Genomic DNA, 13,542 nt, shown 5'->3' on the forward strand with positions numbered 1-13,542 from the left:
GCCTAGCCAGTGGCGCAGGTGCCGTTGTCGCACCCCGGCGGAGTGTGGGTCCAGCCCAGACTCGGGTCGTAAGACCACCCGTCCGTCCGCCGGTACACCCGCCCGCCCCAGCCCGCGCCCCCGGGACGCGTCCCGCCCCACTGCGCCCCGCGCCACTTCGCCGCCGCGAGCACGGCCCCCCTGGCGAACCGCGCGCCCGACGGTGTGCTGAGGCGGTGCGCGAGTCCCCGGTGCTCGCGCAGCGCCCACAGGGTGACGATCCAGGCGGCCGCGGAGCGGTAGACCTGCCCGGAGTCGCCGACCACGGTGATCTCGTCGAGCGTGGCACGGTGGTCGAGCCCGGGATACCTCCGCCGGGCCTCCTCCGACCCGGCCGGCACCATCTCCAGGGGCACCAACTGCGGCTGCCGTACGAGCCAGTCGCGCAGGAAGGCGCAGAGCGAGCATTCGGCGTCGTACAGGACGGTGAGCCGGCGGACCGGGGTGCGGTCCGCCGTGCTCCCTGTGGCCGTTCGGCCCGTCATGCCCGGACCCAGTCCTGCGGCGCGACCGGCGGCACCTGCTCCCGCTCCATGGCGCCCCGCCTGCGGATCCGGTTGAGGACGTACACGTTGGCCAGGTGCATCACGCCGAGCACCAGCAGCACCACGCCCACCTTGGTGGACAGGGCCTCGAAGACACCGCGCGTGTTCTCGATCGTTCCGTCGCCGCTGAGGTACAGCGCGACGAACCCGAGGTTCACGAGGTAGAAGCCGACCACCAGGAGGTGGTTGACGGCCTCGGCGAGCTTCTCGTTCCCGCGCAGTACGTCGGCGAGGAAGATCCGTCCGTTCCTGCTGAGCGTGCGGGCCACCCAGACGGTCAGGGCGATGCTGACGACGAGGTAGATGACGTAGGCGACGACCGTGCGGTCCATGCGCCCCCCTTATGTTGAACGCGTTCAAAACGCTGACAGGGGAGACTGTAGACCTACTTTTGAACGTGTTCAACTCGCTTGCGGAGAGGCCTGCGTCACGTGCGCGTGCCATGCTCACGCACGCGTGCCGCCCTCACGTACGCCGGCCGAGCTCCGGACGCTTGGTGTAGTCGGTGAACCCGAGGACGTTCCCCCAGGGGTCCGCGATCTCGACGGTCCAGCCGGTGGCCACGGATGCGGGCTCGTCGAGCGGTTCGACGCCGGCGGCGCGCAACTTTTGGGCAGCGGTCCTGGCGTCCGGTACCTCCAGCCACACGCGTGTGGCGGGCCACGGCGGCGGTCGGTGTCCCAACCCCTCCTCCTGCCGGAGCAGGATCCCGGGTGTCTCGCCGCCGACCTTCAGCAGTGCGATGCCCGCCTCGTCGAGCCGGAAGCCCACGGTGAAGCCCGCCCGCTCGTAGAAGGGGACGGCCTCGGCGAGGTTCCCGACGGGCAGCAGCACGTTGTCGAATCCGAGCAGTTCGTACGACTGGTCATCTGACATGTCGTCAGATTAAGCCCGGGGTGACGGAGCGGGCTTCTGCGACGCGGTGTCCGTCGGGCATGATGACCGGGCTCATTGTCGTTTTTTCTCGCGGGTCCGCCCGCTTCGGTCCCCAGGAGCAGTCCCCCTTGAGCGAACAGCAGGGTCACGAACAACAGGGTCACGAACAGCGGGACTCCGAGAAGGGCCCGCCGCCGGGACATCAGCAGCAGGGTCCTTCCCAGCCGGGGTACCAGCAGCAGGGCCCTCAGCCGGGCTACCCGCCCCCGGGGTACCAGCAGCAGGGCCCTCAGCCGGGATACCCGCCTCCCGGGTTCCCGCCGCCGGGCTACTACCCGCCCCCGGGGACGTACACCGGAGACCCCAACGCCCCCTACGGCTACGACCCGTACGGCCGGCCGTACTCCGACAAGTCGAAGATCATCGCGGGCATCCTCCAGCTCACCCTCGGCGGCTTCGGCGTCGGACGCTTCTACCTGGGCAACGTCGGGATGGGGCTCGCACAGCTCTTCACCTGCGGCGGACTGGGCGTCTGGTCACTGATCGACGGGATCCTCCTGCTCACCGGCAACGACCACACCGATGAACACGGCCGGATCCTCCGCAGCTAGGGCGCGGGGGACCGAGCCCCCGGTGCCCCCGAGGCGCTCCCTCCTACGCCACCCCGCGACGGCACCCTCGGCGGTCCTCGCCGCGGGTGCCGCCGGGGCCGTGTACCTCTACCGCACCGACCCGCACGAGCCCGGCCACGTCCTGCCGCAGTGCCCGTTCCGCATGCTCACCGGCCTGCTCTGCCCGGCCTGCGGCGGCACCCGCATGGTGTACGACCTGATGCACGGTCACCTCACCGAGGCCTGGCTGGACAACCGAGCCCTGCTGCTCGCCTCGCCGTACGCCCTCGTCCTGCTGGGCCGTTGGGCGTGGGCGGGCCTGCACGGCCGCCGCTGGCGTCCCACGCTGAGCCCCCGGGCACAGGTGGCCGTCCTCGCGCTCGCCCTGGCCTGGACGGTGGCCCGCAACGTCGTCTAGTCCCGTCCGTCCGGAGCTCGTTGTCAGTGCCACCTCGTACTGTCGTCGGCATGGGAATCGTGACGTTCGTCGACGAGACGACAAGCGGGAGCCGGAGCGACGGCTGGGGGCTGGAGATCGCCGAGGAGCGGCTCGCCGTGCGCGAGCTGATCCGCCGCCGGGTCTTCCAGGAGGTCGCCGAGTTCAACGCGCGCACCCCCGCCGTCTTCCAGGGCCTGGTCCAGCCGGAGGACACCGAACGCGTGGTGAACGGCTACGCGTTGCGCGAGCCCCGTCGCATAGACCCCGAGACCCAGACCGAGCTCGCCCTCAAGGCCTTCGCGGGCAACGGCTTCCTCGTGCTGGTCGGCGACCGCCAGGTCACCGAGCTCGACGAGGAGATCGACCTCGTGCTCGGCACCGAGGTGACGTTCCTCAAGCTCGTCCCACTGGTGGGTGGATGACCATGGGCGAGATCCAGAGGTACAAGGACCTGATCGGCCGCCGCGTCGCCGACGACGAGCCGGAGGAGCTCGCCGTCGACCTGCTCAAGGCCGCGGTCGCCAACAACGGCAACTGGACGGGTCTGTGGGACGGCGTCCTCGCCTGGCTGCTCGAACTGCCGCCGGACGCGCGGTCGCGGATCGCCGACGGCCTCGTCACGCAGTACCACTCGGAACAGGCGGGCCCGAACGCCCGGGAGAACGCGCTGATCCTGCTGGGCATCGTCACCCGCGACCTGCCGCCCCACGACCGCCTCACCGCGGAGCGCCTGGCCCTCCTCGACACGATCTCCCGGCAGCACTCCTTCTGGTACGGCGCCCGCTACGAGAACCTCGTCGAGGCCGAGCTGGCCGCGGGCCGCCCGATCGCGCCCGCCGTCGTCGCCACCGTCCGCCGCGCCGCCCTGCACGCCTACCGGAACGAGGACCTGCCCCGGACGGCGAAGAAGCTGACCGAACCGCCCCTCAACGTCGGCGAGGAATGGGCCGAAGCGGCCCTGCGGGAGACCGACCCCGCCTGGCGGAAGCTCCTGGCGCACATGACCACCGCCACCGCCGCCAAGCCCTCCGCCAAGTGGGACAAGCAGGCCACCGCCCTGGCCGCCCCGCTCGACCCCGACCGCGTCCGCGAGGCGCTGATCCGCTGGCTCGCCCTCGTCGGCCGCCCCCGCACCTTCGAACTGGAACGCGGCCGCTACGAACCGGACGTCAACAGCGCCTACGACCCCTACAACGCGAACGCCCTCCGCGGCCTCGCCTGGCTGCTCTCCCTCCTCCCACCGCACCCCGACACCGCCCGCGCCCTCGGCGCCCTCGTCGAGACGTCCCTCAAGAAGGTCGCGGGCCTCGGCCCCCGCAACCCGAAGGTCGCCAACGCCGGGGTCAACGCCCTCGCCCGCGTCGACAGCGAGGCTGCCCTCGCCGAACTCGCCCGCCTGGCCACCCGGGTGACGTACAAGAACACCGCCAAACTGCTCGACGCCGCCCTGGAGGCCCGCGCCGTCGCCCTGGGCCTGACCCGCGAGGAGATCGAGGAACTGGCCGTGCCGGCCTACGGCCTGACCGGGGTCGGACGCGCGGAGCACCGGCTCGGCGAGGCCACCGCCGTCCTCGAAGTCCAGGGCACCAGAGCCGTGTTGAGCTGGCACAACGCGAGCGGCAAGCCGGTGAAGACCGTGCCCGCCGCCGTACGACGGGACCACGCCGAGGAGCTCAAGGAGCTCAAGGCCGCCGTCAAGGACATCGACAGGATGCTCTCGGCCCAGAGCGAGCGCCTGGACCGCCAGTTCCTGGCCGACCGCACCTGGCCCTTCGCCACCTGGCGCGAGCGCTACCTCGACCACCCGCTGGTCGGCACCCTGGCCCGCCGCCTCCTGTGGACGGTGGACGGCATCACCGTCGGCCACGCCGAAGGCGCCCTGCGCACGGTCACGGACGCCCCGGTCACCGACGGCACGGAAGTCCGCCTCTGGCACCCGGTGGACCATACCCCCGCCGAGATCGTCGCCTGGCGCGACTGGCTGGAACGCCACGGCATCACCCAGCCCTTCAAGCAGGCCCACCGAGAGGTCTACCTGCTCACCGACGCCGAGCGCACCACCGGCACCTACTCCAACCGCTTCGCCGCCCACGTCCTGCGCCAGCACCAGTTCCACTCGCTGGCGGCGGCCCGCGGCTGGCGCAACAGACTCCGTCTGGCCGTCGACGACGAGGCCCCGCCGCCGGTCCGCGACCTCCCGCGCTGGGGACTGCGCGCCGAGTACTGGATCGAGGGCGACGGCGGCGAGGACTACACGGACATCACCGACTCCGGCACCTTCCTGCGCCTGCGCACCGACCAGGTCCGCTTCTATCCGATCGACGCCCCGGAGAACTCGGCGCACTGCTGCGGCGGCGAGTACCGCATGTGGCTGCGCGACGGCGCGGACCCGGTGGATCCCCTGCCGCTGACCGGCATCCCGCCCCTGGTCCTCTCCGAGATCCTCCGCGACGTGGACCTGTTCGTCGGCGTGGCCAGCGTCGGCAACGACCCCACCTGGCAGGACGGCGGCCCCGGCGGCCGCTTCCAGGAGTACTGGACGTCGTACGGCTTCGGGGAGCTCAACCAGAGCGCCGAGACCCGCCGTCTCCTCCTGGACCGCCTTATCCCGAGGCTCGCGATAGCCGACCGGTGCACCCTGGAGGGCCGTTTCCTCCACGTCAAGGGCGACCGCCACACGTACAAGATCCACCTCGGCTCGGGCAACATCCTCCGCACCCCGAACGACCAGTACCTCTGCATCGTCCCGAAGTCCGACCGGGCCGCCCCGCAGACCGGTTACCTCCCCTACGAGGGCGACCGCGTGCTCGCGGTCATCCTGAGCAAGGCGATGATGCTGGCGGACGACACGCGGATCACGGACCCGACGATCCTGAGCCAGCTGTGACAAGCAGGCCTCCGGAGGCCGTCACTGGCTCTCGAAACCGTCCCTGACGACTTCCCGGGCCAGCGTCCTGCGTACGTCCGCCAGCTCACCGGCGATCCGCTCGGACCGGCCCGGGTCCGCCGTCACCGAGGCGGGCATCGGCGTGCCGTCCAGCAGGAGCCGGCGCCGCAGATGGGTCGGCGGGTGACTCGCGTCGACGCTGTGGCCCCGGAGCGCTCCGACCCGGCGCTGCCGCTCGTACTCGTATTCCGGGATCGAGTCCATGTGAGCGGCGAGCGCCTCCCAGAGCCCTTCGGAGACCTGGCCGTCCGCTCCGCCCCGCCCGCGCATCCGGCGGCTGTTGACCTCACGGTGCAGCGTGGTCACGATCGAGTCGGACACCAGGAGCCGGTCCATCACACCGGTCGCGCCCTCGGTGGACCCGGTGCGGGCCGAGGCCCCGTCGGCCAGGTACTCACCGCGCTGGGAGGACCGGACGGTCAGCAGGTCGAGCAGCGCCACCACGGCGGTGACCAGCAGGCGGAGCGGGAGACAGGCCAGGTTGGTGATGGCGTGGATCACGTTCGGGTTCGGGATCGGCCGGAGGTGGAGGAGCCAGGTGTCCAACGACCGGTAGGCGGTGCCCACGACCATGCCGTACCGGGTGTCGCCGTGGGTGAAGTGACCGAGCTCGTGCCCCAGGAGCGCGATGCGCTGCTGAGGGCTCAGCACCTCCCAGAGCGGCAGACCCAGCGTCAGGAGCCGACCCCGTAGCCCGAGATGGGTCACACTCGCGTTGGCCTCCGCGTCGACGACGACGGCGTCCACGCCCCGGGTGCCCTGGGCGGCGGCGATCTCGTCGATGAGCGCGTACAGTTCGGGCGCGTCGTCCCGCAGCAGGACCCGGTCGTCGTCGGACAGCCGGTTCAGCCGCGGCCGGAGCGACCAGGCCAGCGCCAGGAAGAACAGCCCGAAGGCCATGCCGAGACCGCCCCAGCCGGCGATCACGCCCCACACGCCGACCGCGGCCAGGACGCAGGTCAGCCCGTGCACCACGAGCGCGATCAGGTAGGCGAGCAGCCCGGACGCAGTGCGCCCGCCACTGTTCCCGTCACCGGCCCGCAGCTCGGTGAACAGGAGTTCGCCGTGCCGCTGCGCGATCCTGCGGCGCACTTCCGCCAGCCCGCGCTGCCGCTCGCCGGGCCCCTGCGGATCGACGTTCCAGTCGCAGGCGGCACACCAAGTGGTGAACCGTCTGTCCGTACGGATCTCCACGCCGCACCGCGGGCACGACGAAACGACTTCCTCTTCAGCGGTACGCACCGCCCCCCCTTGCCCCCGAGGCCCCAAGAGGCCCTCAGTTCATGACCGGCGAAGTGGATCACGCCCGGTGCACCGGGCGCAATCCTCCTCTCAGCCTCGGTTCCCGCAACCGACCACGCGCCGCGTGCCGAGCGCGATGTCGTCCATGCGGATGTCGTACGACGAGGGTGTGGGGTTCGCCTGGTAGAGCTGCCAGCCCAGCTTCAGCTTGTCGAAGGCCGGGAAGACGAAGTCGTCGGCGGTCCCGCCGTGCTCCTTCGTGGACACGGTCAGGTCGGACTGCCGCACGCCGTCCAGGTAGACGGTGACGCGGTTGTCGGTGGCGTCGAGATGGAACTCCACGCACTGCCACTTCCCGGCGACGGCCGGCGAGGAGGTCTTCCAGGAGGTCCAGTCCCCGGTGGGGCCGAGATCGGACCCGACGCCCCAGAAGTTGCCGCCGTCGGTCGGCGCGTACTGGCCACCGAGCGGCCGCACGAGCGTCGGCGAATCCGCCCCGGACGCCTCGGCGATGGTCCAGTGGGCCCAGTCCGGCGCGCTGGGGAACCTTCCGACGCGCAGCCGCACCCGCCCCCACAAGCTGTTGCCCGGCGGGGAGAGCTCGTCGAACACCAGGAACGCCCGCCCGTTGCCCTCGGTACGGATCCGCAGCTCACGCCCGTGCCCCGTGCTGCTACGGACGACGGCCAGCGTCCCGTCGGCCGTGTCGGTGGTCCAGCCGCGCCCTTCGGTGACCGGCCCGAGGGGGAGCCGGTCGAAGTTCTCCCGGACCGCCGTGCCATGAGGGGCGGGGTGGGCGGAGGCAGTGGGGGGTGTCGCGAGCAGTACCGCCGCGGCGGCGCACAGCGCGGCGGCGGATTTCCTCAGATGTGCCATGGGGGAAGTCTGCGGCCGAGGTCACCCAAGTCACAACAGCCACACAGGACTTGACCCGCCCTCGCTCTCCAAGTGTCCTGATCGTGCTGTGACTCTCCCTCGGCATGCACGTGCACGGCGATCCATACTGAACAGCGCTCAGTGACGCAGGGGGAGGACGCTTTCGTGCGACGGGTGTTGTCGGTGCACTTCGCGCCGTGCGCGCTGTTCGTCGCGGGAGTGCTGGCGCCGGCGCGGGCGGGGAGCTTCTCCGGTCGGAGCGACTGGGAGGCGGTGTGGCCGGAGCGACCGGAGGCCGCGCTCGGCGTGCTCCTCTTCGTCGTGGTCTGCGCGGCCCTGCTCGGACTGCTGCTCCAGCCGTTCCAGGTGCGCGCCGTACGCGTGCTGGAGGGGTACTGGGATCGCTGGCCGGTGACGGCGGGGCTGGCCGGCGTACTGACAGAGGTGCAACGGCGCCGACTTGAAGCCCTGCGGGAACGCGCCGCCGTGCCCACCTCCGACGCGGTGACGCAGAGGGTGAAGGCCGACCGTGCCCGTCGAGCCGGCGCGCGACCGCCCGCACACCTCCTGCTGCCGACCGCCCTCGGCAACGCCTTGCGCGCCGGGGAGATCAGGGCCGGTGAGCGCTACGGTCTGGCGACCCTCGCCTCGTGGCCCCGGATCTACATGCAGGTGTCGGACCGTATGGCTGAGGCGCTCCGCTCGACGCGGGAGGCGCTGGAGGTGGCGACCAACCTCTGCTGGTGCTTCCTTGCCCTGACCGCGCTCTTCGGCGTGGCCTTCTACGACGAGCCGGACCTGTGGTGGCTGTGCGGATGCGGACTGCTGCTGGCGGCGATCGCTTACAAGGGCGCCATCACGGCCGCGCAGACCTACTCCGGGCTGATGCACGTGGTGTACGACCTGCACCGGTTCGATCTGGCGGAGGCCCTGCACCTCCCCCTGCCGGGCAACGCGGAGGACGAGGAGGAACTCTTCACCCGGATCTCGGACCTGTTCGCCGGACGCGGCCGCCCCGATCTCCCGTACGAGCACCGTGACGGGCTGTCACGCGCGGACGACTCCCACAGCTCCGCAGACGCCCAGCACATGGATCGTGAGTCCCGTTGACGGCTCCGGTGGCCCGGCCTCCGGAGCGGGCCGCGTCTCCTGTATCCGGGTGAGGAACGATCCCGAGGTGTGCATACGCACCGGGCACTCCCTCGGCACCGTCACCTGCACATGACCGACGACGGCTGTCACGTGCACCGTCCGCCACCCCTCGGCTTCCATGTGCCTGAGATCTGCCCGGAGTTCGCCCAGTACGGCGCGCAGGGTGACCGTTCCCGGTGTCTCCGCCGGCACGACCACCCGACCGGTCGTCAGGAAACGGCCCCAGGCGGACCTCCCTCCGGTGGGGACCGTGCCAAGGACGAGCGCGGCACCGCACAGGGCGAGGACACCGGGCAGCACGATCCGCGGCAGGGCGGAATGGTCGGGGCCGTACGACGCCACCAGACCGGTGAGAGCCGTGGCCGAGAGGGCGGCGGGCCCGATGAATCCGCCGCGTGGGACCGCGGAGCGCAGGAGATTGACTGCGGCGAGGCCCAGAAGCCCCCACGGCCACCAGTGTGCGGCGAAGTCCAGGGCGGTACGCGCCCGCTGGGCGGGGGCCCCGGCGAGGTAGCAGCCGACGGCCACGGCGAGAACGCCCAGCCGAGCGCGAAGCCGCAGCGCCGAGTCGGCTCCGTCGCCCCTGTCCACCATCGCTCGCCGACTCCCCGTCCTGCCGCGGTGCGGAGGGCGGCGCGTGGCGCAATGGTAGTGGGTGTCTCAGGAGCGTGCCCGAACCCCTAGGCGGGACCGCCCCTGGCCTGCCGGATCTTCGCGCGCACCCGATTCGCGACCGCCGTGCCGTCCCTCAGGGCGATCGGGGGCAGATCGAGGTACACGCAGGTGTTCTTGTGGTTCCCCACTTTTCCGCGCGAGTCCGGGACCTTCTCACCCTGCGGCACGATCGACGAGGACAGCGTCGCCTCCCACGCCTCCAGTTCGCCTGGCTGGTAATCGGTCCAGTCGTCCTCACGGGCGAACAGCAGCTTTTCGCATCCCGGGCAGCGCTGTCGATCGTCCAGGGGCGGAAAACCCGGGAGTTCGGTCTCGGTCAACATCTGACGACCCCAATCTGTGTGACGCCTAGGGCTGTTCGGAATCCTGTCGGATGCCGAACCTGCGCAGGATCCGGCTGGGCCGGTGGGACACCTTGAGCTGCAGGAAGACGATCCAGACTCCGTCAACGACGGTGCAGAGCAGGACGATGACCGCCGCGGACCAGCGCCATTCGGGCTGTCTGCTGCATATCGGTGGCACCAGAGCGGCGGCGATTCCCAGACCCAGCAGAAGCGTTCCCGCGTTGAAGCAGCGCACTGCCCGGGTGTTGAACTTCTTCCACTTCCTTTGGTCTCGCTCCTGCTCCTCGTGCAGGTTGCGCCTGTCCCGTCTCACGTATTCCGGTGACAGCCAGTTCTCGAGATCTTCGAAAGAGTAGAGATAAAGGCGCCCGTGATAGTTGAACTGAATGCTCGCGACGAGCAGCAGAGCCGCGATGACGAGGATCAGGAGTATCGGCCCGGGCCAGCGGAACTCGTCGTCCGCCCCGCCGACCACACCGGCCAGGGAGAGAGCGGCTGCCGTCAGCAACGGGGCGGCGATGAACAGCGCCACGGCGTCGGCCTGTCCGTACCCCCGGGGTTTGGGGTTGTTCCAGGGATAGTCCCCTGGTCCGGGATCCTCGTCCTCCTCCAAGCCGTCCCTCCGATGACGTGGTGGATCTGCGTATCGGAGTGTGACGCCTGATGCGCCGCTGAGCAGTGGTGAAAACCCGCCAAAACACCAGAGGGCTCTGTTTCCCGAGTGACGGAAACAGAGCCCTGATGTGGAGCCGGGAAGATCAGAAGCGGCGCGTGATCAACGCTCGCTTGACCTCCTGGATCGCCTTCGTGACCTCGATACCGCGCGGGCAGGCGTCCGTGCAGTTGAAGGTCGTGCGGCAGCGCCACACGCCGTCGCGGTCGTTGAGGATCTCCAGGCGCTGCTCGCCCGCCTCGTCACGCGAGTCGAAGATGAAGCGGTGGGCGTTGACGATGGCCGCAGGGCCGAAGTACTGGCCGTCGTTCCAGAAGACCGGGCAGGAAGAGGTGCAGGCCGCGCACAGGATGCACTTCGTGGTGTCGTCGAAGCGCTCGCGGTCCTCCGCCGTCTGGAGGCGTTCCCGGGTCGGCTCGTTGGTGTCCTTCGTGATCAGGAAGGGCATCACGTCGCGGTAGGCCTGGAAGAACGGCTCCATGTCGACCACGAGGTCCTTCAGGACCGTCAGGCCCTTGATGGGCTCGACCGTGATCGGCTTGGACGGGTTGATGTCCTTGATCAGCGTCTTGCACGCCAGCCGGTTCTTGCCGTTGATCCGCATCGCGTCCGAGCCGCAGATGCCGTGCGCGCAGGAGCGACGGAAGGTCAGCGAGCCGTCCAGCTCCCACTTGATCTTGTGGAGGGCGTCGAGGACACGCTCCTTCGGGTCGATCTCCAGCTGGAAGTCTTCCCAGGTCGCTTCCGCCGAGACCTCGGAGTTGAAGCGGCGGACGCGGAAGGTGACCGTGATGTACGGGGAGTCGGCGAAACCGGGCTCGGGCGTGCCGGCCGCGTCCGCCTTGTCCAGGGTCGGGGTTGCCATCAGTACTTACGCTCCATCGGCTGGTAGCGGGTCTGGACGACCGGCTTGTAGTCGAGACGGATGGACTCGGTGCCGTCGTCGCCCACCTCGCGGTACGCCATGGTGTGGCGCATGAAGTTGACGTCGTCGCGGTTCGGGTAGTCCTCGCGGTAGTGACCGCCGCGGGACTCCTTGCGGGCCAGCGCGGAGACCGCCATGACCTCGGCGAGGTCCAGCAGGTTGCCGAGCTCGATGGCCTCCAGCAGGTCGGTGTTGAAGCGCCGGCCCTTGTCCTGGATCGCCACGTTCTTGTAGCGCTCGCGCAGCTCCGCGATCTTCTCGACCGCCGTCTTGATCGTCTGCTCGGTGCGGAACACCATGACGTTCGCGTCCATGGTCTCCTGCAGCTCGCGGCGCAGCACCGACACACGCTCGGTGCCGGTGGCGTCGCGGAGCCGCTCGACCTGGTCGAGCACCAGGCGCGCCGGGTCCTCGGGCAGCTCGACGAAGTCGGCCTTCTGGGAGTACTCGGCGGCCGCGATGCCCGCCCGCTTGCCGAACACGTTGATGTCGAGCAGCGAGTTGGTACCGAGACGGTTGGCACCGTGCACCGAGACGCAGGCGACCTCGCCGGCCGCGTAGAGGCCCGGGACGACGGTGGTGTTGTCCGCCAGCACCTCACCCTCGACGTTGGTCGGGATGCCGCCCATCGCGTAGTGCGCGGTGGGCTGGATCGGGATCGGGTCCGTGTACGGCTCGATACCGAGGTAGGTGCGGGCGAACTCGGTGATGTCCGGGAGCTTCGCGTCGAGCTGCTCCGGCGGGAGGTGCGTGAGGTCGAGGTAGACGTGGTCGCCCTCGGGACCGCAGCCGCGGCCCTCACGGATCTCCGTGTAGATGGAGCGGGACACGACGTCACGGGACGCGAGGTCCTTCATGACCGGCGCGTACTTCTCCATGAAGCGCTCGCCGTCCTTGTTGCGCAGGATGCCGCCCTCACCGCGGGCGCCCTCCGTCAGCAGGATGCCCATGCGCCAGATGCCGGTCGGGTGGAACTGGAAGAACTCCATGTCCTCCAGCGGCAGCCCGCGACGGTAGACGGCGGCCTGGCCGTCGCCGGTCAGGGTGTGCGCGTTCGACGTCACCTTGAAGAACTTGCCGCAGCCGCCGGACGCGTAGATCACGGCCTTCGCCTGGAAGACGTGGATCTCGCCGGTCGCCAGCTCGTACGCCACCACACCGGCCGACTTCTTGACGCCGTCGACCTCGGTGATCAGCTGGTCCAGGACGTAGAACTCGTTGAAGAACTCCACGCCCTCCTTCACGCAGTTCTGGTACAGCGTCTGGAGGATCATGTGGCCGGTGCGGTCGGCCGCGTAGCAGGACCGGCGGACCGGGGCCTCACCGTGGTTGCGGGAGTGACCGCCGAAGCGCCGCTGGTCGATCGTGCCGTTCGGGGTGCGGTTGAACGGCAGGCCCATCTTCTCCAGGTCGAGGACCGAGTCGATGGCCTCCTTCGCCAGGATCTCGGCGGCGTCCTGGTCGACCAGGTAGTCACCGCCCTTGACCGTGTCGAAGGTGTGCCACTCCCAGTTGTCCTCCTCCACGTTGGCGAGCGCGGCGGCCATGCCGCCCTGCGCGGCGCCCGTGTGGGAGCGGGTGGGGTAGAGCTTGGTCAGGACCGCGGTGCGGCTGCGCTTCGTCGACTCGATGGCCGCGCGCATGCCCGCGCCGCCGGCGCCGACGATGACGGTGTCGTACTTGTGGATCTTCATGATTCTCGCAGCCCCGTGCCTAGCGGATGTTCGGGTCGAAGGTGAAGATCACCAGCGTGCCCAGCAGGATGGTGAACACCGTGGCGGTGTAGAGCAGGCCCTTGAGCCACAGCCTGGTGTTCGGGCGCTCCGCGTAGTCGTTGATGATCGTGCGCAGGCCGTTGGCGCCGTGCAGCATCGCCAGCCACAGCATCATCAGGTCCCAGACCTGCCAGAACGGGGACGCCCAGCGGCCGGCCACGAAGGCGAAGCCGATCTTGGAGACGCCGCCGTCCAGCACGAGCTGGATCAGCAGGTGGCCGATGACCAGGACGACCAGGACGACACCCGACAGGCGCATGAACAGCCACGCGGCCATCTCGAAGTTGCCACGGGTCGAGCGGGGGGTCTTCTTGGTGCGCTTGCGCGGGGCCTCGATGAGGGGCGCCGGGTTGTCGACGCCGTAGCCCGAGTCGCCCTCGACGGGGCCGATGCCGGAAGCGGTGGTTTCAGTGGTCGCCATCG

The 13,542-nt window shown here is 70.0% G+C and carries 16 protein-coding genes; 5 read left to right on the forward strand and 11 right to left on the reverse strand.

Going from position 1 to position 13,542, the window contains the following annotated elements; translation table 11 throughout:
* Nucleotides 1-2: 2 nt before the first annotated feature.
* The 3 genes from ABZ098_RS07900 to ABZ098_RS07910 all read right to left on the reverse strand — a co-directional run bounded on the left by ABZ098_RS07900 (nt 3) and on the right by ABZ098_RS07910 (nt 1,460).
* Nucleotides 3-524 (reverse strand): DCC1-like thiol-disulfide oxidoreductase family protein, encoded by a 522-nt coding sequence (locus ABZ098_RS07900; RefSeq protein WP_356588336.1) that lies wholly within the window; start codon nt 522-524, stop codon nt 3-5.
* Complete coding sequence (locus ABZ098_RS07905; protein ID WP_356588338.1) at nt 521-916, reverse strand: hypothetical protein; 396 nt, start codon at nt 914-916, stop codon at nt 521-523. The genes ABZ098_RS07900 and ABZ098_RS07905 overlap by 4 nt, the downstream gene beginning before the upstream one ends.
* Nucleotides 917-1,049: 133 nt before the next feature.
* Complete coding sequence (locus tag ABZ098_RS07910) at nt 1,050-1,460, reverse strand: VOC family protein (RefSeq protein WP_356588340.1); 411 nt, start codon at nt 1,458-1,460, stop codon at nt 1,050-1,052.
* Nucleotides 1,461-1,588: 128 nt separating this feature from the next.
* Here ABZ098_RS07910 and ABZ098_RS07915 point away from each other — a divergent pair, with 128 nt between their 5' ends.
* The 4 genes from ABZ098_RS07915 to ABZ098_RS07930 are packed head-to-tail and all read left to right on the forward strand — an operon-like array spanning nt 1,589 to nt 5,397.
* Nucleotides 1,589-2,071 (forward strand): TM2 domain-containing protein, encoded by a 483-nt coding sequence (locus tag ABZ098_RS07915; protein ID WP_356588342.1) that lies wholly within the window; start codon nt 1,589-1,591, stop codon nt 2,069-2,071.
* The gene (locus tag ABZ098_RS07920; protein ID WP_356588344.1) at nt 2,043-2,489 is read left to right on the forward strand and encodes a DUF2752 domain-containing protein; all 447 of its coding nucleotides are present in this window, start codon (nt 2,043-2,045) and stop codon (nt 2,487-2,489) included. The genes ABZ098_RS07915 and ABZ098_RS07920 overlap by 29 nt, the downstream gene beginning before the upstream one ends.
* Before the next feature lie 50 nt (nt 2,490-2,539).
* The gene (locus ABZ098_RS07925; protein ID WP_356588346.1) at nt 2,540-2,932 is read left to right on the forward strand and encodes a hypothetical protein; all 393 of its coding nucleotides are present in this window, start codon (nt 2,540-2,542) and stop codon (nt 2,930-2,932) included.
* Nucleotides 2,929-5,397, forward strand: coding sequence for a DUF4132 domain-containing protein (locus ABZ098_RS07930; RefSeq protein ID WP_356588348.1), 2,469 nt, complete (start codon nt 2,929-2,931; stop codon nt 5,395-5,397). The genes ABZ098_RS07925 and ABZ098_RS07930 overlap by 4 nt, the downstream gene beginning before the upstream one ends.
* A 21-nt stretch (nt 5,398-5,418) precedes the next feature.
* Here the strand turns inward: ABZ098_RS07930 and ABZ098_RS07935 are convergent, their stop codons facing one another.
* Nucleotides 5,419-6,699 (reverse strand): M48 family metalloprotease, encoded by a 1,281-nt coding sequence (locus ABZ098_RS07935; RefSeq protein WP_356588350.1) that lies wholly within the window; start codon nt 6,697-6,699, stop codon nt 5,419-5,421.
* Nucleotides 6,700-6,789: 90 nt separating this feature from the next.
* Complete coding sequence (locus ABZ098_RS07940; protein ID WP_356588352.1) at nt 6,790-7,575, reverse strand: hypothetical protein; 786 nt, start codon at nt 7,573-7,575, stop codon at nt 6,790-6,792.
* 165 nt (nt 7,576-7,740) lie between these two features.
* On the opposite strand from ABZ098_RS07940, the gene ABZ098_RS07945 reads away from it, so the two are divergent.
* Nucleotides 7,741-8,685, forward strand: coding sequence for a hypothetical protein (locus tag ABZ098_RS07945; protein WP_356588354.1), 945 nt, complete (start codon nt 7,741-7,743; stop codon nt 8,683-8,685).
* On the opposite strand, the gene ABZ098_RS07950 is transcribed toward ABZ098_RS07945, so the two are convergent.
* From ABZ098_RS07950 to ABZ098_RS07975, 6 genes are all read right to left on the reverse strand, one after another.
* Nucleotides 8,623-9,321, reverse strand: coding sequence for a hypothetical protein (locus tag ABZ098_RS07950; protein ID WP_356588356.1), 699 nt, complete (start codon nt 9,319-9,321; stop codon nt 8,623-8,625). The two genes, ABZ098_RS07945 and ABZ098_RS07950, sit on opposite strands and share 63 nt — an antisense overlap.
* Before the next feature lie 86 nt (nt 9,322-9,407).
* Nucleotides 9,408-9,725 carry a hypothetical protein gene (locus ABZ098_RS07955; protein ID WP_356588358.1) on the reverse strand — a complete coding sequence of 106 codons (318 nt, stop codon included), beginning with the start codon at nt 9,723-9,725 and terminating at the stop codon, nt 9,408-9,410.
* Between the two features lie 25 nt (nt 9,726-9,750).
* On the reverse strand, nt 9,751-10,359 hold the full coding sequence (locus ABZ098_RS07960; RefSeq protein WP_356588360.1) for a hypothetical protein: 609 nt from the start codon (nt 10,357-10,359) through the stop codon (nt 9,751-9,753).
* 145 nt (nt 10,360-10,504) lie between these two features.
* A complete protein-coding gene (locus ABZ098_RS07965) occupies nt 10,505-11,284 on the reverse strand; it encodes a succinate dehydrogenase iron-sulfur subunit (RefSeq protein ID WP_356588362.1) in 780 nt (259 codons plus the stop codon).
* On the reverse strand, nt 11,284-13,038 hold the full coding sequence (sdhA, locus tag ABZ098_RS07970; protein WP_356588364.1) for a succinate dehydrogenase flavoprotein subunit: 1,755 nt from the start codon (nt 13,036-13,038) through the stop codon (nt 11,284-11,286). The genes ABZ098_RS07965 and sdhA overlap by 1 nt, the downstream gene beginning before the upstream one ends.
* Before the next feature lie 19 nt (nt 13,039-13,057).
* The gene (locus tag ABZ098_RS07975; RefSeq protein ID WP_037718879.1) at nt 13,058-13,540 is read right to left on the reverse strand and encodes a succinate dehydrogenase hydrophobic membrane anchor subunit; all 483 of its coding nucleotides are present in this window, start codon (nt 13,538-13,540) and stop codon (nt 13,058-13,060) included.
* Nucleotides 13,541-13,542: the final 2 nt, after the last annotated feature.

Source organism: Streptomyces sp. NPDC006335 (assembly GCF_040612795.1).
Classification (GTDB): Bacteria; Actinomycetota; Actinomycetes; order Streptomycetales; family Streptomycetaceae; genus Streptomyces.